The organism is Streptomyces sp. NPDC043878, assembly GCF_056435735.1.
Map to the genome: position 1 here is coordinate 1 of NZ_JBWKDW010000025.1, position 22,480 is coordinate 22,480.

Below are 22,480 nucleotides of genomic sequence, written 5' to 3' on the forward strand. Positions count from 1 at the left end.
CCCCCCCCCCCCCCCCCTCCCCCCCCCCCCCCCCCCCCCCCCCCCCCCCCCCCCCCCCCCCCCCCCCCCCCCCCCCCCCCCCCCCCCCCCCCCCCGGGCCGCCGTTCAGGCCACCGTGGCGATCCGCGTCTTGATGTCGTCCGGCGACAGCGCCCCCTTGGCGATCACATGGTCCCCGGACGACTCGCCGCGCAGCCGGCGGCCGATCCACGGGACCAGGTACTCGCGCGCCCAGTGGACATCGTCCCGCCGGACGTCGAAGGTGCCGCGGGGCGGGAGCAACGGCCAGGGCTGCTCCGGGTCGGCCGGGATCTCCAGGCCGAGGGCCTGGCCGGCGCGCAGTGCCACGCGTGTGTGCCCCTCGGGCGACAGGTGGAGGCGGTCGCCGTCCCAGGCCCGGCGGTCCTGGATGGTCTTCAGGGACCACAGGTCGAGCACCGGACAGCCGTACCGGTCGGCCACGGCCCGCACATGGCCGTTGTAGGTGGCGATCTTGCCGCGCAGATGCCTGAGCACGGGGACGCCACGGGTGTCGAAGCCGGTGGTCACCATGACGGTGCCGGCGACCGCGGCGAGCCGGGCGACCGCCCGCTCGAAGCGCTCGGCGACCTCGTCGGGGTCGGTACCGGGTCGGATGATGTCGTTGCCGCCGGCACTGAACGACACCAGGTCCGGGGCCATGTCGACGGCCTGCGGAAGCTGGTCCTCGATGATCTGGTCGAGGAGCTTGCCGCGCACCGCGAGGTTCGTGTAATCGAAGTCGCCCTCGGGACGCCGGTCCGCGAGAAGCACCGCGAACCGGTCGGCCCAGCCGACGAAGGCCCCGTCGGGGCCCCGGTCACCGACGCCCTCGGTGAAGCTGTCCCCCAGCGCCACGTACGACCCGATCACTGATGTGTTGTCACTCTTCGAATCGTCTGCCACATCGGCCCATGATTCACCTTCGGATGTGACCTACGCGATCGTAGGAAGGGATTGACTACCGGTGAGATAAGCCACTCGTAAAGTGTTCCCCAAGCCCGGAATAGGCTGCCGGTCAGGGCTGTTGACGCGACGACCGCCACACCCGGAAGCCGCTGATCCGGAAATGGCTCCAGGTGGTCCGGAAGGCGAAGTGCCCACTCGTGTACGGCTCGGGGTCGCGGTAGTCGAAGACGAGCCGTCCGTTGTTCCACCATCGCACCGTGGAACCGTCGGACACGATCCGCACGTGGTGGGGCCGGTTCGCCACCAGCAGCGGCTCGGTGTAGTCGTAGACCAGCGGGCGCACGCCGGGTTCGCCGACATAGCGCCGCAGGCGGGTCGTGGTGTTGCCGTTGGCGCCGTAGCCGACGTAGTACGTCGTGAGGTGGTCGTACTCCGCGAGCGCCCCGCTCCTCGGAGTCGCGAAGAGGTCGCCGGGCGAGCGGACGTCGACCGCGTTCCAGAAGTTGTTGAGGTCGGAGACCCGGTCGTTGACCCCGCCCCACGCCACGGGCGTGGCCGTGTACTCGATGACATGGGGGCCTTCGAGTCGCTGCCGGAACCAGATCGTCGCCCCGGCGGGCACGTCGACCTCCAGGGTGCCGCGGGAGGCGGTGACGGTACCGCCCTGCTCCAGTTCGACGGCCCACCGGCCGAGCCCGTGGCGGAAGTCGTCGTGGGCGATCAGACGGTGGTGGCGCGGGGCGGCGCTCGCGTCCGCGGCGGGAGCGAGGGCGGCCAGGGCGGCCCCCGCGGTGAGGGCGCCGAAGGCTCTGCGCGTGGTCGTCACGGGGTACGGCTCCTTCGCTGGGCGGGGCGGTTGGCGGCTCCGGGACAGGGCGGCTCCCCATGCCGCCGGGATCGACAGGATGTCCGGCGACGGGGAGAAAGCGCTTGCCCCGCAACGGAGTTACTCTGTCCCGCGCGACCCCGCCTGTCGACACCGACGGGCGTCCTGCCACACGACCGCAACACGAACGATCACGGCCGCCGTCCGCCCGGGGCGACGCGGTGCGGACAGGCGGACAGGCGGACAGGCGGACATGCCGAAGGCCGGACCCAGGGGATAGGGGTCCGGCCTTCGGCAGCGTGTCAGTCAGGGATGGTGCGGGTGGTGCGGGTGGGTCAGCCGACAGCGACGCCGTGCGCGCGCAGGTAGGCGACGGGGTCCACGTCGGAGCCGTAGTCCGGCGTGGTGCGGATCTCGAAGTGCAGGTGAGGGCCGGTCACGTTGCCGGTCGCCCCGGAGAGGCCGACCTGCTGTCCGGCGCTGACGGTCTGGCCCGCCGAGACGGAGAGCTGGGACAGGTGGCCGTACTGCGCGTAGTAGCCGTCGGCGAGCTTGATGACGACCTGGTTGCCGTAGGCGCCGCCCCAGCCCGCGGAGACGACCGTGCCCGCGCCGACGGCCTTCAGCGAGGTGCCGGTCGGGACGACGAAGTCGACGCCGGTGTGGTAGCCGCTGGACCACATGCTGCCGGCCACGTGGTAACCGGTGCCGACGGCGCCACCGCTCACGGGGAGCGTGTAACCGCTGGAGGTGCCGGTGGACTCGGCGGCCTGGGTGGCGACCGTCGCCTTCGACGAGGACGAGGCGGACGACGAGGAGGACTTCGCGGTCGGCTTCGAGGACGACCGGGACTGCGTGGTGCCCGTCGTGCCGGCCGCCGCCTTCTTGCCGATGCTCAGCTTCAGGCCCGGGTGGATCAGCGAGGGGTCCTCGCCGACGGCCGTCCGGTTGTCCTGGTAGAGCTTGTGCCAGCCGCCGCCGACGTGCTGCGCGTCGGCGATCTTCGACAGGGAGTCGCCGGCCCGGACCGAGTAGGTCCGCGTGCCGGCGTCGTGCCGGGTGCTCTTCTTCGAAACGGCCTTCGCCCCGGCGGGAACGGACTGCGGGGCCTTTTCCGCCGCGTGCCGCGGAACCGACTGCGCGGTGGCCGCGTGGGCACCGGTGGCGCCGAGAAGCGGGAGGGCGAGCGCGGCGCCTCCGGTTCCGGCGACGGCGATCGTGCGGGTGAAACGCTGGGACTTGGGACGGCGGTGCTTACCCTTCGCGGGCATGGCGAATTCCTCTCCGGCGCCTGCGAGGTGAGCTGTCGGGTGCGGACTGGAGATGCCCGGCCGCGCCGAAACGCGGCTTTACCCCTAGCCGTTCCGGAGACCGGAACAGGCGGTTCTACCTGTGGGTCCCCCGCTCCTGCCGTGGACGGGTGAGTGTGCGGGCTCCGGGCGGCGGCAGGATTGGGCGTCCGTCCGGATCGGTGGTGAACGTAAGCGACCGGGACGCGAGGGAACAAGCGACGGTTCCTTCTGCATGTGTTTCGTTTGCGCGTTTCCGGGAATTAACGGTCACCCTCCGTCAATCCATGGGCGGTCGGTTCCCGCGAATACCCTTGCGACACATGCGAATTACGTGAGCATGACGGGCGACGCACGGTCACGAATATGACGCTGCTCACGCGCCTCCACCCAGGAGCCCCCATTCCAGGTGGAGTTGGAATGAAGGCTCCATAGGGCTCAATTGGGACAGAAGCATCAGATGCGGCGGAGTCGGAAGACCGCGGCGTCGAGGTCGCCTCGCAACCCCGTGCGCAGTCCGTGGTGCAACAGCACCGCCCCCCGGTGAACTTCGCCCGTTTCGCGGCATTCGTACGTACCTGTGGGATCCAGCCCGCGCAGCCGGAGCGCCGGTACGGGCTCACCGTGGTGCTGCGCCTGAAGGCAGGCGAGTACGACGGCCTCGTCACCGCGCACGTACTGCACGGCGCTCAGCCCGCCGTCCGGCGGGCGCAGCCGGTACTGGTCGCCGCGCTGCACCAGGGGCCTGATCTCCTTGTAGAGCTCCACCCACTCCCGGGCCTCCTCGAGTTCCTCCTCGCTCCACCGGGTGAGGTCTCCGCCGACCCCGAGCACGCCCGCCATCGCGCTCACGAACCGGAAGCGCAGCGAGCTGACCCGTCCGTTGAGCTGCGTGTTGGGGCTGTCGGTGACCCAGGCGGCCATCACGCGGGCGGGGTGGAGCTGGCTGAAACCGTGCTGGATGCCGAGCCGGTCGAGCGGGTCGGTGTTGTCGGAGGTCCACACCTGGTCGCTGCGGCCGAGGACACCGAGGTCGATCCGGCCGCCGCCGCCGGAGCAGGACTCGAAGGCGACCCCGGGGTGGGCCGCGCGCAGCCGGTCCAGCAGGGCGTACAGGGCCTGCACGTGGTCGACCCACAGGCGCTGCGGGTACGGCTCGCCGGGCCAGCCGGCGTCGGTGAAGCAGCGGTTGAAGTCCCACTTGACGTAGTCGACGGGGGCGCTGGAGAGGAGTCCGTGGAGTTTGTCCCAGAGGTGTTCCCGGACGTCCTCGCGGGCGAGGTTCAGGACGAGCTGGTTGCGCAGTTCCGTCCGCTTCCGTCCCGGCTGGAACTGCACCCAGTCCGGGTGGGCCCGGTACAGGTCGCTGTCCGGGTTGACCATCTCCGGCTCGACCCAGATGCCGAACTGCATGCCGAGCGCGTGCACATGGTCGGCCAGGGGGGTGAGGCCGCCGGGGAACCGGTCCGGGTTGGGCGTCCAGTCGCCGAGCCCGGCGCGGTCACTGGTGCGGGCCCCGAACCAGCCGTCGTCGACCACGAACAGCTCCACGCCGATCGACGCGGCCCGCCGCGCCAGCGTGCCCTGCTGCTCCTCGGAGATGTCGAACTCGGTCGCCTCCCAGGAGTTGAAGAGCACGGGCCGCTCCCGGTCGGCGTCCGGGATGACGTACGCGCGCTGGTAGGCGTGCCAGGCGCGGCTCGCCCCGCCGAAACCGCCGTCGCTCCACAGGCCGGCGAAGACCGGTGTGGTGAAGGACTCGCCGGCGTCCAGCCGGAGCAGTCCGGAGTCGTCGTAGCCCGCGCCGCCGCTGATCTGCACGCGCGCGTCGGGCAGTTGGGCCACCGCTATCCGCCAGGAACCCGACCAGCCGAGCGCGCAGCCGTAGACCTCGCCGCGCTCCTCGGTCGCGTCGGTGTCGAGCGCGACCCAGGGCAGGTGCTGGTGACCGGTGTGGCCGCGGCGGCTGCCGATGACCTTCTCGCCGTAGGTGAGCTCGCCGCGCACGAGCCGGGACTCGGCGGCCCAGCGGCCGTGCAGCTGGGACAGGCGCCAGCCGTCCCGGTCGGGCAGCGTCCAGGTCGCGGAGTCGGCGCGCAGCAGCTCCAGCGCGGGCCCCTCGTTGGCCAGCGTCACCCGGCGCTCCACGACGTCGTCGCGCATCCGGTAGTGCAGGGTGACGGCGAGGCCGCCGTCCCGGAAGCGCAGCCGCAGCTCCTCGTCCTCGACCTCGTGGCGTTCGAAGGTCCACTCGGTGCCGCGTCGCTCGTCGGTGCGCACGGACAGCGCGGGTCGCACGAAGCGGGGGCCGCCCTCGACCGGGTACTCCTCGCGGCCGTCGAGCGGGGACTCGAAGGGCCAGTAGTCGGGCAGCGGACGGACGGCCAGGGCCTCCGCGTCGGCGAGCGCGATCCGCGGACCCCAGTGCAGGTGCAGCAGCTCGTCGGCCTCGGTCAGGTGGACGGCGTAACTGCTGGCCGGCCCGGACAGCAGCCACGTACGGCCGTTTTCGGCGATCTCCAGCATCAAGCCCTCACAGATACGAACAGGTGCACTCAAGGACCGACATCATCAAGGGCCGTGGGCCTGCGAGGCAACGCCTGTGGACAACTCATTGCCCCGGGAACCCATGTCGTATGGTCGACACCGAGCCCGCCGGTGAGCCGCGTCGGCGGGGCCGACCGGGAGGAGTCCCCGTGACGCAGCAGGTCCCGTCCACCGAGCCCGAGCTGGCCGGTGTGCGCAACTTCCGTGACGTGGGCGGGCTGCCGACGGTGGACGGCCGCCGGGTGCGCCACGGCGTGCTGTTCCGCAGCGGTCACCTCGCGCACGCCACAGCGGAGGACGCGGCCTTCCTGGGCACCCTGGGCCTGCACACGGTCTTCGACTTCCGCAACGCGGCCGACCAGAAGCTGGAAGGCCCCGACGTCGAACTGCCGGGCGTGCGCAACGTGAACCTGCCGCTGAGCGACCCGGCCGACGGTGCCGAGTTCTGGAAGCTGGTGCGTGACGGAGAGATCGACCAGCTGCGGGCGATCCTCGACGACGGCAAGGCGGCGAACCGGATGATCAACTCGTATCGCGCGATCATCAGGGACCGCACCGCCGAGCACGCCCAGGTGCTGCGCTCGCTGGCCGAGGACAGCGTCCCGGCCCTGATGCACTGCGCGGCCGGCAAGGACCGCGCGGGTCTGTCCGTGGCGGTGACCCTGCTCGCGCTGGGCGTGGAGCGGGAGGCGATCGTCGCCGACTACCTGGAGTCCAACGCCAGGCACCGCCGCTACAAGGTGCGCCGCAGCGGCGGTTCCTCCTCGGCCTACTCCGCCGAGGTCATGGAGCTGCTGAGCCCCCTGTTCGACGCGCGCGCCGAGTACCTGGCGGCGGCCTTCGACACCATCGAGGAGACCTGGGGCGGCGTCGACGCCTACCTGGAACAGGGGCTGGGGATCACCCCGGAGATCCGCGAGCGCCTGCGGGAGCGGCTGCTCGACTGAGGCAGGCCCGGCCGGCCTGCGGCTACTTGGCGCCGACCGAGAACAGCAGGTAGATGAAGGCGGCGAAGAGGTGTCCCACCGCGATGTAGATGATCAGGCGCACCCACAGGGCGCGGGGGAACGTCTCCTCCATGTCGCGTTCGCTCATGGTGTCTCTCCGGTGACAGGGCCCAGGCACAGCGCGGCCGTGGGACTTTGCAGCAGGGTGTGGACGAACAGGAGGTCGACGCCGTCCGGGTCGACGGCGGCGATGCGGTGCGGGGTCAGCGAGTCGAAGTGCGCGCTGTCGCCCGGGTCGAGCCGGTGCGTGGCGTCTCCCAGGCGCAGCCGCAGTCGGCCGTGGAGGACGTACAGCCACTCCTCGCCGGGGTGCACGCGCACGATGTCGCCCTGCGAGCCGTCCGGGACGTGCACGCGCAGGGCCTGCATGCCGCGGCCCGGCGCGCCGGCCTGCCAGTAGGTCCAGCCACCCGCCTCGGTGGGTTCCATGGAGGTGGCGCGTACGACGGCGTCGCGTTCGGCGACCGTCTCGCCCAGCAGCTCGGAGACCGTCGTACCGTAGATTCGGGCGAGCGCCAACAGCATGGGCAGGGACGGCTGCCGCTGCCCCGTCTCCAGCCGGGAGAGGTGGGCGGGCGACAGGCCGGCGGCGCGGGCCGCGGCCTCCAGGGTGAGGGAGGCCCGGCGGCGCAGCGAGCGGAGCTGGGGGGCGACGGCGGGCAGATCGGTGACCGGCCCGGTCGGCGGCGGGGTGTCGGCTTCCGGAGGGCTCATGTACTCCATTGAGCCGCGGACTTGCCTCTGCGGCAAGTTTTTTGCCTCAGAGGCAAGAGGGCTGGGTCTACCGGTTGGCGACCGCCTGCTTGACGAGGGTCCGGCTGAAGTCCCACATCAGGCCGCCGCCGGTGTGCGCGTCGTCCATGACCGCCGTGAACGCGTCCACGAACCGGTCCACCTCCGGCTCCCCGATCACCAAGGGCGGGATCAGCTTGATCACTTCGAGGTGGTCGCCGGACACCTGGGTCAGGATGCGGTGCCGCTGGAGCAGCGGTACGACCACCATCTGCGCGAACAGTCCCTTGCGCGCGGCCTGCAGCATGGTCCAGCGGCTGCGCAGTTTCAGGGACCTGGGCCTGCCGAACTCGATGCCGATCATGAGGCCGCGGCCGCGGACGTCGGCCAGCAGCTCGTACGTGTCGGTCAGGGCCGCGAGCCGGGACCTGAGCAGGTCGCCCGTGCTGCGGGCGTTCGCGACGATCTGCTCGTTCTCCATGACGGACAGCACCGCCAGGCCCGCCGTCATGGCCTGCGCGTTGGACCCGAAGCTCGCCGAGTGGACCAGGACCCGGTCCATGGACGAGTAGACCTTCTTGAAGATCCAGTCCTTGCCGAGGGTCGCCCCGACCGGCACGTAGCCGCCCGAGAGCGCCTTCGCCACGCACACCAGGTCCGGTTCGACGCCCTCCTCGTGCTGGTAGGCGTAGAAGTCGCCGGTACGGCCCAGACCCGTCTGCACCTCGTCCGCGATGAGCAGGGCCTTGTGCCGGCGCAGCAGTTCCTGGGCGGCGCGCAGGTAGCCGGGCGGTGCCTCGTGCACGCCCTTGCCCTGGATCGGCTCGACGACCAGGGCGGCCACGTCGCCCTTCTTCAGCTCCCGCGCCAGGGCGTCGAGATCGCCGAGCGGCAGGGCCGTGTCGGGCAGCAGCGGGGCGAAGCCGTCCCGGAAGCCGTCCTCGCCGTTGACCGACAGCGCTCCGGTCGTCAGGCCGTGGAAGGCGTGCTCGCAGTACAGGATCCGGGGCCTGCCGGTGGCGTAGCGGGCGAACTTCAGCGCGGTCTCGACCGCCTCCGTACCGCTGTTGCCGAAGAACACCCGGTCCAGGTGCGGGCTGTGCGCGAGGAGCTTCTCGGCCAGCAGCCCGGGCAGCGGCTGGCAGTCGAAGCGGGTGAGGTCGGCGAGCTGGGCGTCGAGGACGTCGTGCAGCGCCTTGCGGACGACGGGGTGGTGACGGCCGAGGCCCATCACGCCGAACCCGGCGAGCATGTCCAGGTAGTCGTTGCCGTCCGCGTCCCAGAAGTGGGCGCCCTCGGCCCGCTCGTAGACCTTGTCGAAGCCGATGGTGTGCAGCATGCGCGGGAGCTGGTGGTTGAGGTACCGGGTGTGCAGCTCGTAGCGCTCGGCTCCCCGTTCGGCCAGCAGCGCGCCGAGGTCGAACTCCTTGGTCATTCGGCTTTCTCCTTGACTGGCGCGACGGCGACGGGCCGGGCGGTGGCCGACGCGGCGGCGTCCGGCTCTACGGCGTCCGTGGCGGTGGCGTCCGGCTCTACGGCGTCCGTGGCGGTGGCGTCCGGCTCTACGGCGTCCGTGGCGGCGGGAGCGTCCGGGCCGCTCCCGGTCTGCGCGCGGACCGCCAGACTGGCGCTGATCCGGCTCGCCACCTCGACGGGGGTGAGGCCGATGTCGGCGAGCACCTCCGCGCGTTTGGCGTGCGCGAGAAACTGTTCCGGGATGCCGAACCGCCGTACGGGTACGTCGACTTCGGCGTCGCCCAGGGCCAGCTCCACCGCGGCGCCGACCCCGGCCGCCCGGCTGTTGTCCTCCACGACGGCGACCAGCCGGTGGGCGGCGGCGAGGGCGGCGAGCGCCGGGTCGACGGGCTTGACCCAGCGGGGGTCGACGACCGTGCAGGGAATGCCGCGGGCCTCCAGCAGCTCGGCGGCCTGCAGGCACACCGGCGCCATCACGCCGACGGCGACCAGCAGGACCTGCGGCGGCCGCGGGGAGCGGTGCAGGACGTCCATGCCGCCGACCCGGTCGAGGGCCGGTATCCGGGGCCCCACCGACTCCTTCGGGAAGCGGACCAGGGTGGGCGCGTCGTCGACGGCGACCGCCTCCCGCAGCTGCGCCCGCAACTGGTCGGCGTCGCGGGGCGCGGCGATCCTGAGGCCCGGCACGACCTGGAGGATCGACAGGTCCCACATGCCGTTGTGGGAGGGGCCGTCGACCCCGGTGATCCCGGCGCGGTCCAGGACGAAGGTGACCCCGCAGCGGTGCAGCGCCACGTCCATCAGCAGCTGGTCGAAGGCGCGGTTGAGGAACGTGGCGTAGACGGCGACGATCGGGTGCAGTCCACCGGTCGCCAGGCCGGCCGCGGAGACCGCCGCGTGCTGTTCGGCGATGCCGACGTCCCACACCCGGTCGGGGAAGCGGGCGGCGAACCGGCCGAGACCCACCGGGTGCAGCATGGCCGCCGTGATCGCCACGACGTCCTCGCGTTCCTCCCCGATACGCACGATCTCCTCGCCGAACACGGAGGTCCAGGAGGGTCCGGCGGAGGGCACGAGGGGTTCGCAGGTCAGCGGGTCCATCACACCGACGGTGTGGAAGTGGTCCTCCTCGTGGGCGAGGGCGGGTTCGTAGCCGCGCCCCTTCTCCGTGAGGCAGTGCACGAGGACCGGGCCGTGGAAGCGCTTGGCGCGCCGCAGCGCCGACTCGACGGCGCCGACGTCGTGTCCGTCGATCGGGCCCACGTACTTCAGCCCCAGGTCCTCGAACATGCCCTGCGGCGCGAACGCGTCCTTGAACCCCTTCTTCGCGCCGTGCAGCGACTCGTAGACGGTGTGGCCGACGACCGGCGTCCGCAGCAGCACGTCCTTGCCCCAGGCGAGCACCTTCTCGTAGCCGTCGGTGGTCCGCAGGGTGGCCAGGTGGTTGGCGAGTCCGCCGATGGTCGGGGAGTACGACCGCTCGTTGTCGTTGACGACGATGATCAACGGACGGTCCCTGGCGGCCGCGATGTTGTTGAGGGCCTCCCAGGCCATGCCGCCGGTCAGCGCGCCGTCGCCGATCACCGCGACGACGTGGCCCTTCTCGCCCTGCACCTGGCGGGCCTTGGCGAGTCCGTCGGCCCAGCCGAGGACGGTGGAGGCGTGACTGTTCTCGATGACGTCGTGCTCTGACTCCTCGCGCGAGGGGTAGCCGGACAGGCCGCCCTTGCCCCGCAGCTTGGAGAAGTCCTGACGCCCCGTCAGGAGCTTGTGGACGTAGCTCTGGTGGCCGGTGTCCCACAGGATGCGGTCGACCGGCGACTCGAAGACCCGGTGGAGCGCGACGGACAGTTCCACCACCCCCAGGTTGGGTCCGAGGTGTCCGCCGGTCCTCGCGACCGCGTGCACCAGGAACTCCCGGATCTCCTCGGCCAGTTCACCGATCTCCGCCTCGGACAGCGCCTTCAGGTCGCGCGGCCCCCGGATGTTCTCCAGAATCGACACGCTCGGGCCCCCTCTCGGTCCGTGCCTTGTTTCACATCACTGTCACTGCCGGTGTCCCCGTGCCGCCGGGGGCGCCGGACCCGGCGCCGTCCCGCTCGATCCGTTCGGCCAGCTTCATGGCCTCCTCGATGAGGGTCTCCACGATCTTCGACTCGGGGACGGTCTTGATGACCTCGCCCCTGACGAAGATCTGCCCTTTGCCGTTGCCGGAGGCGACGCCGAGGTCGGCCTCGCGGGCCTCGCCGGGCCCGTTGACCACGCAGCCCATGACGGCCACCCGCAGCGGGACCTCCATGCCCTCCAGGCCCGCCGTCACCTCGTCGGCCAGCTTGTACACGTCGACCTGGGCCCGCCCGCAGGACGGGCACGAGACGATCTCCAGCCGGCGCTGCCTCAAACCCAGCGACTCCAGGATCTGGATGCCGACCTTGACCTCCTCCACGGGAGGCGCCGACAGGGAGACGCGGATCGTGTCGCCGATGCCCTGGGAGAGCAGCGCGCCGAAGGCGACAGCCGACTTGATGGTGCCCTGGAAGGCCGGGCCGGCCTCCGTCACCCCGAGGTGCAGCGGGTAGTCGCACCGGGCGGCGAGCTGACGGTACGCCTCGACCATCACGACCGGGTCGTTGTGCTTGACCGAGATCTTGAGGTCCCGGAAACCGTGCTCCTCGAACAGGGACGCCTCCCACAGGGCGCTCTCCACGAGCGCCTCGGGCGTCGCCCGGCCGTACTTCTTCAGCAGCCGCCGGTCCAGCGAACCGGCGTTGACGCCGATCCGGATCGGCGTGCCGTGGTCGCCGGCGGCCCGCGCGATCTCCCTCACCTTGTCGTCGAACTGCTTGATGTTGCCGGGGTTGACGCGCACCGCGGCGCAGCCGGCCTCGATCGCGGCGAAGACGTACTTCGGCTGGAAGTGGATGTCCGCGATGACGGGGATCTGCGACTTGCGGGCGATGGTCGCCAGCGCGTCCGCGTCGTCCTGGGTGGGGCAGGCCACCCGGACGATCTCACAGCCCGACGCGGTGAGTTCCGCGATCTGCTGGAGGGTCGCGCCGATGTCCGACGTACGGGTCGTCGTCATCGACTGCACCGACACCGGGGCCCCGCCCCCGACCGCCACCGGCCCGACCCGGAGGCCGCGCGACACACGCCGCTCGGCGACCGGCCGGACCGGTACCTCGGGAACGCCCAGGGAGACGGCGGTCACGACGTCACTCCCGGTTCCCGTTGACGGTCTCGCGCATGGCCCGCAGCGACTCCTTCAGGGAACCCATGGTGGCCAGGACGGCGGTGGGCTCGTAGCCGCAGTGCGCCATGCAGTTGGCGCAGCGCGGGTCCTTGCCGCGGCCGTACTTGTCCCAGTCGGTCTCCTCGATCAGCTCGCGGTACGTCGGGACGTATCCGTCGCTCATCAGGTAGCAGGGGCGCTGCCAGCCGAAGAGCGAGTAGTTCGGGATCGCCCACGCGGTGCAGGGGAAGTCGACCTTGCCCTCCAGGAAGTCCAGGAAGAGCGGGGAGTGGTTCAGCCGCCAGCGGCGCCGGTTGCCGCCCGCGAAAGCCTTCTTGAACAGCTCCCGGGTCTGCTCCACGCCGAGGAAGTGCTCCTGGTCGGGGGCCTTCTCGTAGGCGTAGGCGGGCGAGATCATCATCTCGTCGACCTTGAGGTCGTCGTTGAGGTAGTTGAGCACCTCGATGATGGTCTGCGGGGTGTCGGTGTTGAAGAAGGTGGAGTTGGTCGTCACCCGGAAGCCACGACGCTTGGCCTCCTTGATGGCCGCCACCGCCTCGTCGAACACCCCCTCCTTGGCGACGGACTCGTCGTGCCGCTCCCGCAGCCCGTCGATGTGCACCGCGAAGGCGAAGTAGGGGGAGGGCGTGAACTTGTCCATCTTCTTGCGCAGCAGCATGGCGTTGGTGCACAGGAAGACGTACTTCCGCTTCGCCACCAACTGCCGCACGATCTCGTCGATCTGAGGATGCATCAGGGGCTCGCCACCCGCGATCGACACCATGGGGGCACCGGACTCCAGCACCGCCCCCACGGCCTGCGCCACCGGCATGCGCTGCTTGAGCACCCCGGCCGGATGCTGGATCTTGCCGCAGCCCTCGCAGGCGAGGTTGCACGCGAAGAGGGGTTCCAGCTCGACGATCAACGGGAACTTGTCCCGCTTGCGGAGCTTCTGTTCAGCCAAGTATGTAGCGACCTTGATGGACTGGCGCAGCGGCATGGCCATCTGGCTCACCTCCTGGGGAGCAGCAAGGAACGGTGCCATTCGAAAAAAGCGGGCAGTACACAACGAAGAACACGGAAAGCTGATATTCCACCGCGTACCGTGCCGATCCGGACGAGTTCATGTTCAGGAGCGTCCACGACCACCCGGACGGCCGCAACCGGGCGCTCGCCCGCGCGGACGGCGCTCAGCAGCGTCGCCGCCGACTCCATGTCGACCGCGATCGCGCCGGTCGCGAGCAGGTCGGAGCGTTCCGGGCCGCGCACGACGTGGTCGGACCCGGTGAGCGGCCCGGTGTGGACGGTGCGCCCGGGCACGGCGCGCACCAGCTCCTTGACGAGCAGGTCGGTGGCCACGCAGGGGACGGTCCCCCGCGGGTCCCGGGTCTCCTCGGCGACGACCAGGTCGCCGGGGTGCATGCCGGGCGCCAGCCCCGCGCAGAAGCCGGTGGCCAGCACGGCGGCCCCGGCGAGCGCCGGGTCGGCCAGCAGCCCGGTGACCGAGCGCTCGGCCGCCCTGGGGCCCATGCCGGTACGCAGGACGGTGACCGGCCCGCCGGCACCGCCGCGGTCGCTCATGCGCAGGGCGAGGTGCTCGATGCCGAGCGCGCAGGCGATCAGCAGCGGGGCCGGGGCGGGCTGTGCGCTCATCAGCCCCCCTGCGCCTCGGTGGGCGGCTTCCCGGCGAAGGGCTCCCCGTGGACGTACCGGCCGAGCGCGGTGAGCGGGAACACCTGTCGGTAGAGGTGGTAGTTGATGGAGAAGTCCCAGGGGAACCCGGTGCCGGTGAAGTACGGCTCGTCCCAGGAGCCGTCCTCGCGCTGGGTGGCCGCGAGCCATTCGACCCCGCGCACGACGGCCTTGGAGTCCCGCTCCCCCGCCGCCAGCAGCGCCATCAGCGCCCACGCCGTCTGGGAGGCGGTCGAGGCGCCGCGGCCGCTCCACTCGGGCCTGCTGTAGGAACGCAGGTCCTCGCCCCAGCCGCCGTCCTCGTTCTGGACGGACTCCAGCCAGGTCACGGCCCGACGGATCGCCGGGTGCGAGGCGGGGATCCCGGCGGCGGTGAGCGCGGGCACCACCGACCCGGTGCCGTAGACGTAGTTGACGCCCCAGCGTCCGAACCACGAGCCGTCAGGCTCCTGTTCGGCCAGCAGCCACTCGATGCCGCGCCGGGTGCGCGGGTCGTGGGCGAGGCCCTCGACCGCCAGCATCTCCACGACGTGCGCGGTGACGTCCGCCGACGGCGGGTCGATGACCTCACCGAAGTCGCAGAACGGCAGCCGGTTGGGGAACGGGCTGGTGTTGTCGACGTCGAAGGCGCCCCAGCCGCCGTTCTTCGACTGCATGCCGAGGTTCCAGCGCACCCCGCGCCCGATCGCGTTGTCCACCCGCTCCGGGTCGTGGTGTCTGACCCGACGCAGGGCGAGCACCACCTCGGCGGTGTCGTCGATGTCGGGGTAGTTGTCGTTGTGGAACTCGAACGCCCAGCCGCCGGGCGGCAGTCCTGGCCGCTTGACCGACCAGTCGCCGGGCCGGACGATCTCCTCCCCGAGCATCCAGTCCGCCGCCTTCACCACCTGCGGGTGATCGGCGGGCACACCCGCGTCGACGAGCGCGATGGTGGCGAGACAGGTGTCCCACACCGGCGACTGGCAGGCCTCGACCATGCGGGCCCCGTCCTCGCGCCACACGGTGAACCGGTCCAGCGACTCCAACCCGGCGCGCATCACCGGGTGTTCGAGGTCGTATCCGAGCAGGTGCAGCGCGATGACGGAGTACACCGCCGGGGGCTGGATGCCGCCCCAGCAGCCGTCGTTCTCCTGCCGCTCGATGATCCAGCGGGCCGCGCTGTTCATCGCCGCCCTGCGCAGCCGGCGCGGGGCGATCCCGCGCAGGGCGTGCAGCACCTTGTCCAGGCGCTGGAAGGCGCCGTCCCAACTCACCACCGGGGCGAGGGGCTGGGCCGGATTGGGGTCGTCGGGGTCGGTGTGCAGTTCGTCCAGCGGGAAGGGCGCGGGCCGTACCGGGCGCTTGGCGGAGACGATCGTCAGCGGGACGATGGTCTGCCGGGCCCAGCACCCGAAGTCGTAGATGTTGAGCGGTGCCCACTTCGGGAAGTAGATGAGTTCCGGCGGGAGTTCGGGCAGGTCCTCCCACTTCCACCAGCCGAACAGGGCCAGCCAGATCCGGGTGAACACGCGCGCGGAGGCGATCCCGCCGCGCTCACGGACCCAGGCGGAGGCCCGCGCCATGTGCGGCGCGTCCGGCGCGTCGCCGGCCAGCCGCAGGGCGACGTAGGCTTCGATGGTGGTGGAGAGTTCCCCCGGTCCGCCGTGGAAGCTCGCCCAGGTGCCGTCCGCGCGCTGCTCGCCGCGGATGAAGAGACCGGCGGCGTGGGTCGTCGCCTCGTCGCGGATACCCAGGAACTGGCGGAGCAGCAGGTCCTCGGCGTCCATGGTGACGTTCGTCTCGAGGTCGCCCTTCCACCAGCCCTGGGCGTCCTGCAGGGAGAGCAGGAAGTCGGTGGCGCGTTGCACGGCGCGGACAGCGGCGTCGTGCACCCCGGCCGTGACGGGAGTGGTGAGGTGGGTTTCGCTGGCCGCGGCAGCGCGGGGCGGCAGTGCCCCGGTGCTTCCGTCGGTCGTCGCTGTCATGGCTTCCCCTTCGTGCAGTCGTACGAGTCGTGCTGCTGTGGGTCCGCCGTCGGCCGGTGCTCTGATCCCGCGACACCGGCCGGCGACCACGCGAGGGCTATTCGATCAATAGTGATCATCTCTTTCGTACGACGACGAAGTCGGCGAGTGCCACGAACCGCGCCCGCACCCGGTCGGGCATGTCGACGGCGTCCAGGGCCTCGACCGCGACGGCGTGCTGACGGCGTGCTTCCTCGGCGGTCCACTCGCGGCCGCCCGCCTCCTCGATGAGGGCGGCGCGGGCCGCGAACTCCTCCTCCGAGAAGTTCTCGAAGTCGCTGCTCTTGGCGTCGGCGGCGAGCAGTTCGCCGAGCCGCTCGGCGGCCGGACCGCTGGCCGCGAGCGCGGCCACGACCGGCAGGGACTTCTTGCGCTGGCGCAGGTCGCTCCAGGTCTGCTTGCCGGTCGACACCGGGTCACCCCAGATGCCGAGGAGGTCGTCGACGGCCTGGAAGGCGAGGCCGAGGTGGTGGCCGTACCTCTCCAGGGCGTCGGCGGTGCGGTCGTCGGCGCCGCCGAGCACGGCGCCGATGGAGCTGGCGCAGGCGAGCAGGGCGCCGGTCTTGTTGCCCTCCATCTCCAGGCACTCCTCGACGCTGACGCGGTCGCGGTGCTCGTAGGAGATGTCCTGCGCCTGGCCGTCGATCAGGGCGCGGGTGGCGCTGGTCAGGCGGCGGGTGGCGCGTCCGGCCTCGACGGTGCCGAGTTCCAGCAGCACCTCGTTGGCCAGGGCGAACAGGGCGTCACCGACCAGGATGGCCTGGGCGGGGCCGTGCACCTTCCAGACGGTGTCGCGGTGGCGGCGCTGTTCGTCGCCGTCCATCAGGTCGTCGTGCAGCAGCGAGAAGTTGTGGACCAGTTCCACGGCGACCGCGCCCGGGACGCCGACCTCCGGCCCGGCGCCGGTGACCTCCGCGGAGAGCACCGCGAGCGCCGGGCGGACGGCCTTGCCGCCGTCGCCGGCCGCGGGGTTGCCCTCGGCGTCGATCCAGCCGAAGTGGTACGCGGAGACGGTGTCCATGGGCGGCGCCAGGCGGTCGACGGCCGCCCGCAGCACCGGTGTGGCCAGGGTCCGGCCGCGCTCCAGGAGCGCGGTCACGTCCACCGCGTCGGCAGCCGTCTCGGCCGGGGGCACAGTGGGCACAGTCTCTCCTCTTGTTGCGGTACCGGGGGTGCGGGGGCCTGCCGCCTGCCGGTCGAGCATCAGGCCGCCTCCTCGAACTCGAAGAGGTGGCGCGGGCGGGGCCGGCCGAGGGCGGTGAGGGCGGCGTCGGCCGCGCTCACCCCGCTGCGGACCGCGCTCTCCATGGTCGCGGGCCACCCGGTGGCGGTCCACGCTCCGGCCAGGTACAGGCCGGGTGCCTCGGTGCGGGCGCCGGGCCGCAGCCGTCCGACGCCGGGGGTGGGGGCGAACGTCGCCGTGCGCTCCCGGGTCACGAAGAAGTCCTCCACCCGGGCACCGCGGGTGGCGGGCAGCAGGCGTTCCAGCTCGGGCAGGTACCGCTCGCGCAGGGCGGCGACGGGGGCGTCGATGTCGTCCTGCGCGGCCGACTGGGAGAGCGCGAGGTACTGGCCCCCGCTCAGCCCGGAGGCCGCGGTGCGGTCGAAGACCCACTGCACCGGGGTGCCGAGGGCCGCGAGGAAGGGCGTGCGCAGAACCGTGCGGTCGTAGACGACGTGGACGTTGAGGATCGGCGCGGTGCCGATCCGCAGCAGCCGCTCCGGGTCGTCGAGCGCGCCGCCCGGCAGCAGGCCGTGGGCCTCGCGCTGCGGTACGGCGAGGACGACCGCGTCGGCTTCGAGCGTCTCGCCGGGAACCTGAACGCTCCACCCGCCGTTCTTGTTGACACAGACGGAGGTGACGCGTGTACGGACCTCGGTACGCACACCCGCGGAGTCGAGCGCCTTGCGGGCGAGACGGTCGTGCAGTTCACCCAGCGGCACCCGGGCCCAGCCGATGTCGGCCGCGCCCGGGTCGGACAGCAGACCGGTCTTGAACACCATCGCGGCCAGCGCCAGCGAGCAGTCGCCGGCGACCGCGTTGAGGGTGGCGACCCCCACCAGGTCCCACAGTGCCTCGACGGCACGCGCCGACTGACCGTGCGCGGCCAGCCAGCTGCCGAAGTCCTGGGCGTCCAGCGCCGGGTCGGTGAGGTCCAGAGCTCTGAGCGCGAGCGCGGCACGGCCGACCTTCGCCCGCTCGGCCAGCGACAGGTGCGGATAGGCGGCGAGGCTGCGTCCCAGGTGCAGGGGCACCGGCAACGGGTCGCGCCTGAGTCTGCCGAGCCGTCGCCCTTCGGGTCGCGCCACGTCGATCACGGGCACGTCGAGACGATCCTGCAGGGGCGCGAGCTCGGTGGCGTCGATACGGTCGAGGAACCAGCGGTAGGCCGTGCAGCAGCGCAGGTACACGTGCTGTCCGTTGTCCACGGTCAGTGCGCCGCGCTGGAAGGAGAACGCGAGTCCGCCCAGGCGCGGGCGGCCTTCGAGCAGGGTCACGCGGACCCCGGCGTCGGCGAGCGCGAGCGCGGTGGTGACCCCGGCGAGCCCGCCGCCGACCACGACGGCATGCCGTGCCGTCCCCCTCGCGGATTCCGCGAGGGGCTCCCCGGCCCCCGTGTCCTCGCTCATCGTGCGCCCTCCCCCACGGGCCCGCCGTGCCGCTGGACGCGTGCACCGCGGGTCGTCGCAGTCAGGGACGCGTGGCCGCACCGGAGGGTTGCCTGCCGCTTTTCGGCGGCGGCATCACCTTGGACCGGATTGTCCATCAGGCGCGCCTCCTGACGGTCCGCCGGGTGACGTGCCGGCTGTCCAGACCGGACAGCCCGCGTACGGCGACGTACGCCTTCTCGCGTCCGGGCAGCGAGACCCGGCCGCGCAGCACGGCCTCCGGGTCCCGCTCGATGCGGTCCAGCAGCCGGCGGTAGATGCCGGCCATGGCGGCGACGCACGCGCCGCTGCGCCGGTCGAGCATGGGGAGCAGCCGGTAGCCCTCGGCGAAGAGGGCACGGGCCCGTCGCACCTCGAAGTGCACGAGGCCCGCGAAGTCCGAACCCTCCGGGGGTCTGGGCCCCTTGAACCCGGCCGAACAGCCGAACTTGGCCAGGTCGTCGGCGGGCAGGTAGGTGCGTCCGTTCTCCGCGTCCTCCCGGACGTCCCGCAGGATGTTCGTCAACTGGAGCGCGAGCCCGAGCGTGTCGGCATACTCCGGCGCGCGCTCGGCGCCACGCGCCCCGGTCTCGGTGCCGAACACGCCGAGCGAGAGCCGGCCGATGGCCCCCGCCACGCAGCGGCAGTAGACCTTCAGGTCGTCCCAGGTCTCGTAGGTCTCGCCGCGTACGTCCAGCAGGACGCCGTCGATGAGCTCGTCCAGGCCGCCGAGCGGGATCGGGAACGTTTCGGCGGCGTGGCTGAGGGCGACCGCCACGGGGTCGGTGTCGTCCTCGTCGACCGCGCCGTCACGGACCCGGGTGAGCAGCGCCCGGGTGTCCTCCAGTCGCGTCGTCTTGACGTCGTCGGCCAGCGCGCCGTCGCCGATGTCGTCGACTCGCCGGGAGAACGCGTAGAGCGCCGACATCGCGCGCCGCTTGGGCGCCGGCAGCAGTCTGATGCCGTACGCGAAGTTGCGGGCCTGCTGCCCGGTGACCGTCTCGCAGTAGCTGTAGGCGGCGAGTACCGGTGCGGACACGGGTGGCGAAGAGTCCACGGTGCGGATCACCCCTCTCCTCGCAGAGTCACGCCCACCTCACGCAGCAATCGGAGCTTGCCGGGCTTGGGCGGGCCCTGAAGTACGTCGTAATCGGCGGCGGCGACCGCGTGGATCGCCGCCCTTCCCCCCGCCACGAACCCTGCGAGCAGCAGCTTCAACCTGCCGTGGACGCTACCCACCAGGGGGGCGCCTTCATTCAGCAGATCGCGGGCGCGTTGCGCTTCGTATGCAACCAGTGCGCGCACCGATGCGCTCGTGATTTTCGTGGCGAGATCCGCCTCCTGGACGTGAAAGCGCTTCATGTCCTCGGCGGGCAGGTAGACCCGGTCGCGGGCGAGGTCCTCGGCGACGTCCTGGAGATGCTCGACGATCTGCAGCGCGGTGCAGATCGCGTCGGAGAGGCGGACCCGCTCGGGCGTCGAGGTGCCGGTGACGGACAGGACCAGGCGGCCGACGGGGTTGGCCGACAGCTCGCAGTAGGCCACGAGGTCGTCGAAGGTCTCGTACCGGGTGACCAGCTGGTCCTGGCGGTTGGCCGCGATCAGGCCGAGGAAGGGCTCGGGCGTCAGCCCGCGGCGGCGGACCGTGGGCTGGAGGCGGCGCAGCAGGGGGTGGCCCGGGGTCGAGTCGAAGACCCGGTTCAGGTCCGCCTCGAAGGCGTCCAGCAGGTGCAGCCGGTCCCCGGCCCGCTCCGGAGCCACGCCGAGCAGCCGGGCGTCGGCGCCGCCGGGGGCCAGGTCGCCGTCGCCGATGTCGTCGACGAGGCGGGCGAAGCCGTACACGGCCATGAGGTCGGCGCGCCAGTCCGCGGGCAGGAAGAAAGGGGCCACGGGGAAGTTCTCCGCCGCGGCCTTGGCGAGCGTGCCGCGCTCCGCGTCGGCGACACGCGCCGCGCCGCGTCCCGTCACCGCTGACTGCCCGGGGCGGGGACGGCACATGCTGCGTGAAGCAGGGGAGTCTCCGTAGCCATTGCCGTCACATCTCCCGTTCTACACTGCCGACCCAACGCACACTATTTCGGACACGCCGCCCGGCTCCGCGCACGGCCGCCCCGGCAGAGGGTGTCGCGCAGTATCGCCCCGATTGCCGCCTTTCGGGGCCGGTACAGTTTACGTTGTACAACGCAACCAGGTGTGCTGGGGTGTTCTGCACATCACAACAACACACCGATTGGCGCCAAGATTCCTAAGGCCGCCCGAAGTTGACGTTTCCTTTGCAGACGCGGGGCCCCGCCGGAACAGTTCCGGCGGGGCCCCGCGCGGTTGCGTCTACTTGCCGGTGAACTTCTCGTACTCCTTGAGCACCTCGTCGGTGGGGCCGTCCATGCGCAGCTCACCGCGCTCCAGCCACAGCACGCGGTCGCAGGTGTCCCGGATCGACTTGTTGTTGTGGCTGACCAGGAAGACCGTGCCGGCCTCCTTGCGCAGTTCCCGGATGCGCGCCTCGGAGCGCTTCTGGAAGTTGCGGTCGCCGGTGGCGAGGGCCTCGTCGATCATGAGGACGTCGTGGTCCTTGGCGGCGGCGATGGAGAAGCGCAGCCGGGCCGCCATGCCGGAGGAGTAGGTGCGCATCGGCAGGGTGATGAAGTCGCCCTTCTCGTTGATGCCGGAGAAGTCGACGATCTCCTGGTAGCGCTCCTTGATCTCCTCGCGGGACATGCCCATGGCCAGCCCGCCCAGGATGACGTTGCGCTCGCCGGTGAGGTCGTTCATCAGGGCCGCGTTGACGCCCAGGAGGGAGGGCTGGCCGTCGGTGTAGACCTTGCCCTTCTCGGCCGGCAGCAGGCCCGCGATGGCGCGCAGCAGGGTCGACTTGCCCGAGCCGTTGGAGCCGATCAGGCCGATCGCCTCGCCCCGGTAGGCCACGAAGGAGACGCCCTTGACGGCGTGCACCTTGCGCACACCGCGCTCCTCACCGCGCTTGAGGATGCGGCTGAGGGCGGCGGTGGCGCTGCCCTTGCCGGTCTTGGCGCCGTTGACGCGGTAGACGATGTGCAGCTCGTCCGCGATGACGGTGGGGATGTGCCCGTCGGTCCTGTCCTCAGCCACGGCCGTACCTCTCCTCAGCCTTCCAGAAGTACACGAACCCGCCGAGGGCGAACAGGACGGCCCAGCCCGCCGCCGCCGCCCAGACGTGCTCCGGCAGGTTCTCCGGGCCGTAGCCGTCGATGAGGGCGAAGCGCATCAGGTCCATGTAGATCGCGGCGGGGTTCCACTGCAGGACGTCCGCCAGCCACTGCGGCTTGTCCGCCAGCATGATCGGGATGGAGAACATCACTCCGGACGCGTACATCCAGGTACGCATCACGAACGGCATCAGCTGCGCCAGGTCCGGGGTCCTCGCACCCGCGCGGGCCATGATCAGCGCCAGCCCGGTGTTGAAGAGGAACTGCAGCACGAGCACCGGGACGATCAGCGCCCAGGACAGGTCCGGGTAGCTGCCGAAGCCGATCACCACGGCGAACAGCACGAGCATCGAGGCCAGCAGCTGCTGGAGCTGCTGGAGCGCGAAGGACACCGGCAGCGAGGCCCGCGGGAAGTGCAGGGCGCGGACCAGGCCGAGGTTGCCGGAGATCGCGCGTACGCCCGCCATGACCGAACTCTGCGTGAAGGTGAACACGAACACGCCCGTCACCAGGAAGGGGATGTACACGTCCTTCGACATGCCGCGGCTGGCGTTCAGGATGACGCCGAAGATGAAGAAGTACACGGCCGCGTTCAGCAGCGGGGTGGCCACCTGCCACAGCTGGCCGAGCTTGGCCTGGCTGTACTGGGCGGTCAGCTTCGCCCGGGAGAAGGCGAGGATGAAGTGACGCCGGTCCCAGAGCTGACGGACGTACGCGGTGAGGGACGGCCGGGCCCCGCTCACGGTCAGCCCGTACTTGGCGGCGAGCCGGCTCGCTGTGAGTCCCTCGTCGGGCGACGCGAACGCGTTCACCGCGACCGTGCCGTCGTGCGTTGTCTCACTCACTAGTGGAAACTTTCGTCTTCGAGATGCCCGGCCTGCGCGGACATGGCGTGAGCCTGGGGCCCTGGTGGGG

The 22,480-nt window shown here is 71.4% G+C and carries 20 protein-coding genes and 1 riboswitch; of the genes, 1 reads left to right on the forward strand and 19 read right to left on the reverse strand.

Features of this window, described 5'->3' with window-relative positions:
• Positions 1-105: 105 nt before the first annotated feature.
• The 4 genes from AC07AZ_RS29285 to AC07AZ_RS29300 form a co-directional block, all read right to left on the reverse strand.
• Complete coding sequence (locus AC07AZ_RS29285) at positions 106-891, reverse strand: SGNH/GDSL hydrolase family protein (protein ID WP_478853189.1); 786 nt, start codon at positions 889-891, stop codon at positions 106-108.
• Between the two features lie 145 nt (positions 892-1,036).
• Entirely contained in the window at positions 1,037-1,753 is a 717-nt protein-coding gene (locus tag AC07AZ_RS29290; RefSeq protein ID WP_478852954.1) for a DUF6250 domain-containing protein, read from the reverse strand.
• A 335-nt stretch (positions 1,754-2,088) separates the two neighbouring features.
• The gene (locus tag AC07AZ_RS29295) at positions 2,089-3,024 is read right to left on the reverse strand and encodes a M23 family metallopeptidase (protein ID WP_478852956.1); all 936 of its coding nucleotides are present in this window, start codon (positions 3,022-3,024) and stop codon (positions 2,089-2,091) included.
• A 4-nt stretch (positions 3,025-3,028) separates the two neighbouring features.
• Positions 3,029-3,186: riboswitch (cyclic di-AMP (ydaO/yuaA leader) on the reverse strand.
• 312 nt (positions 3,187-3,498) lie between these two features.
• Positions 3,499-5,568, reverse strand: coding sequence for an alpha-galactosidase (locus AC07AZ_RS29300; RefSeq protein ID WP_478853191.1), 2,070 nt, complete (start codon positions 5,566-5,568; stop codon positions 3,499-3,501).
• A 170-nt stretch (positions 5,569-5,738) separates the two neighbouring features.
• On the opposite strand from AC07AZ_RS29300, the gene AC07AZ_RS29305 reads away from it, so the two are divergent.
• Positions 5,739-6,536: a tyrosine-protein phosphatase gene (locus AC07AZ_RS29305; protein ID WP_478852958.1), complete on the forward strand. Its 798-nt coding sequence runs from the start codon at positions 5,739-5,741 to the stop codon at positions 6,534-6,536.
• Positions 6,537-6,558: 22 nt separating this feature from the next.
• On the opposite strand, the gene AC07AZ_RS29310 is transcribed toward AC07AZ_RS29305, so the two are convergent.
• From AC07AZ_RS29310 to AC07AZ_RS29380, 15 genes are all read right to left on the reverse strand, one after another.
• Entirely contained in the window at positions 6,559-6,684 is a 126-nt protein-coding gene (locus AC07AZ_RS29310) for a DUF6126 family protein (RefSeq protein ID WP_478852960.1), read from the reverse strand.
• Entirely contained in the window at positions 6,681-7,310 is a 630-nt protein-coding gene (locus AC07AZ_RS29315) for a helix-turn-helix domain-containing protein (RefSeq protein WP_478852962.1), read from the reverse strand. Before AC07AZ_RS29315 ends, AC07AZ_RS29310 begins: the two co-directional genes overlap by 4 nt.
• A 67-nt stretch (positions 7,311-7,377) precedes the next feature.
• Complete coding sequence (locus AC07AZ_RS29320; protein WP_478852964.1) at positions 7,378-8,763, reverse strand: aspartate aminotransferase family protein; 1,386 nt, start codon at positions 8,761-8,763, stop codon at positions 7,378-7,380.
• Positions 8,760-10,808, reverse strand: a complete 2,049-nt coding sequence (gene dxs, locus AC07AZ_RS29325; protein WP_478852966.1) for a 1-deoxy-D-xylulose-5-phosphate synthase — start codon at positions 10,806-10,808, stop codon at positions 8,760-8,762. Before dxs ends, AC07AZ_RS29320 begins: the two co-directional genes overlap by 4 nt.
• 31 nt (positions 10,809-10,839) lie before the next feature.
• Complete coding sequence (gene ispG / locus AC07AZ_RS29330) at positions 10,840-12,015, reverse strand: flavodoxin-dependent (E)-4-hydroxy-3-methylbut-2-enyl-diphosphate synthase (protein ID WP_478852968.1); 1,176 nt, start codon at positions 12,013-12,015, stop codon at positions 10,840-10,842.
• A gap of 4 nt (positions 12,016-12,019) precedes the next feature.
• Entirely contained in the window at positions 12,020-13,042 is a 1,023-nt protein-coding gene (gene hpnH, locus AC07AZ_RS29335) for an adenosyl-hopene transferase HpnH (RefSeq protein WP_478852970.1), read from the reverse strand.
• Positions 13,043-13,047: 5 nt separating this feature from the next.
• Complete coding sequence (locus AC07AZ_RS29340; protein ID WP_478852972.1) at positions 13,048-13,689, reverse strand: phosphorylase family protein; 642 nt, start codon at positions 13,687-13,689, stop codon at positions 13,048-13,050.
• Positions 13,689-15,692 (reverse strand): squalene--hopene cyclase, encoded by a 2,004-nt coding sequence (shc, locus tag AC07AZ_RS29345; RefSeq protein WP_478852974.1) that lies wholly within the window; start codon positions 15,690-15,692, stop codon positions 13,689-13,691. Before shc ends, AC07AZ_RS29340 begins: the two co-directional genes overlap by 1 nt.
• 115 nt (positions 15,693-15,807) lie before the next feature.
• Positions 15,808-16,935, reverse strand: coding sequence for a polyprenyl synthetase family protein (locus tag AC07AZ_RS29350; RefSeq protein ID WP_478852976.1), 1,128 nt, complete (start codon positions 16,933-16,935; stop codon positions 15,808-15,810).
• Positions 16,935-18,362 carry a hydroxysqualene dehydroxylase HpnE gene (gene hpnE, locus AC07AZ_RS29355; RefSeq protein WP_478852978.1) on the reverse strand — a complete coding sequence of 476 codons (1,428 nt, stop codon included), beginning with the start codon at positions 18,360-18,362 and terminating at the stop codon, positions 16,935-16,937. The genes AC07AZ_RS29350 and hpnE overlap by 1 nt, the downstream gene beginning before the upstream one ends.
• Entirely contained in the window at positions 18,359-18,499 is a 141-nt protein-coding gene (locus tag AC07AZ_RS29360; RefSeq protein WP_478852980.1) for a DUF6380 family protein, read from the reverse strand. Before AC07AZ_RS29360 ends, hpnE begins: the two co-directional genes overlap by 4 nt.
• Positions 18,499-19,449: a presqualene diphosphate synthase HpnD gene (gene hpnD / locus AC07AZ_RS29365; protein ID WP_478852982.1), complete on the reverse strand. Its 951-nt coding sequence runs from the start codon at positions 19,447-19,449 to the stop codon at positions 18,499-18,501. Before hpnD ends, AC07AZ_RS29360 begins: the two co-directional genes overlap by 1 nt.
• Complete coding sequence (gene hpnC, locus AC07AZ_RS29370; RefSeq protein WP_478852984.1) at positions 19,446-20,348, reverse strand: squalene synthase HpnC; 903 nt, start codon at positions 20,346-20,348, stop codon at positions 19,446-19,448. The genes hpnD and hpnC overlap by 4 nt, the downstream gene beginning before the upstream one ends.
• A 360-nt stretch (positions 20,349-20,708) precedes the next feature.
• A complete protein-coding gene (locus tag AC07AZ_RS29375) occupies positions 20,709-21,488 on the reverse strand; it encodes an ABC transporter ATP-binding protein (RefSeq protein ID WP_478852986.1) in 780 nt (259 codons plus the stop codon).
• The gene (locus AC07AZ_RS29380; protein WP_478852988.1) at positions 21,481-22,410 is read right to left on the reverse strand and encodes an ABC transporter permease; all 930 of its coding nucleotides are present in this window, start codon (positions 22,408-22,410) and stop codon (positions 21,481-21,483) included. The genes AC07AZ_RS29375 and AC07AZ_RS29380 overlap by 8 nt, the downstream gene beginning before the upstream one ends.
• Positions 22,411-22,480 lie beyond the last annotated feature (70 nt).

Bases quoted from the DNA above. Each gene is read 5' to 3' on its own strand.
- AC07AZ_RS29315 (WP_478852962.1), bottom strand. From the start codon at position 7,310: ATGAGCCCTCCGGAAGCCGACACCCCGCCGCCGACCGGGCCGGTCACC.
- hpnH (WP_478852970.1), bottom strand. From the start codon at position 13,042: ATGGCCATGCCGCTGCGCCAGTCCATCAAGGTCGCTACATACTTGGCT.
- AC07AZ_RS29320 (WP_478852964.1), bottom strand. From the start codon at position 8,763: ATGACCAAGGAGTTCGACCTCGGCGCGCTGCTGGCCGAACGGGGAGCC.
- AC07AZ_RS29300 (WP_478853191.1), bottom strand. From the start codon at position 5,568: ATGCTGGAGATCGCCGAAAACGGCCGTACGTGGCTGCTGTCCGGGCCG.
- AC07AZ_RS29295 (WP_478852956.1), bottom strand. From the start codon at position 3,024: ATGCCCGCGAAGGGTAAGCACCGCCGTCCCAAGTCCCAGCGTTTCACC.
- shc (WP_478852974.1), bottom strand. From the start codon at position 15,692: ATGACAGCGACGACCGACGGAAGCACCGGGGCACTGCCGCCCCGCGCT.
- AC07AZ_RS29310 (WP_478852960.1), bottom strand. From the start codon at position 6,684: ATGAGCGAACGCGACATGGAGGAGACGTTCCCCCGCGCCCTGTGGGTG.
- AC07AZ_RS29360 (WP_478852980.1), bottom strand. From the start codon at position 18,499: ATGGACAATCCGGTCCAAGGTGATGCCGCCGCCGAAAAGCGGCAGGCA.
- AC07AZ_RS29340 (WP_478852972.1), bottom strand. From the start codon at position 13,689: ATGAGCGCACAGCCCGCCCCGGCCCCGCTGCTGATCGCCTGCGCGCTC.
- AC07AZ_RS29350 (WP_478852976.1), bottom strand. From the start codon at position 16,935: ATGCTCGACCGGCAGGCGGCAGGCCCCCGCACCCCCGGTACCGCAACA.
- hpnE (WP_478852978.1), bottom strand. From the start codon at position 18,362: ATGAGCGAGGACACGGGGGCCGGGGAGCCCCTCGCGGAATCCGCGAGG.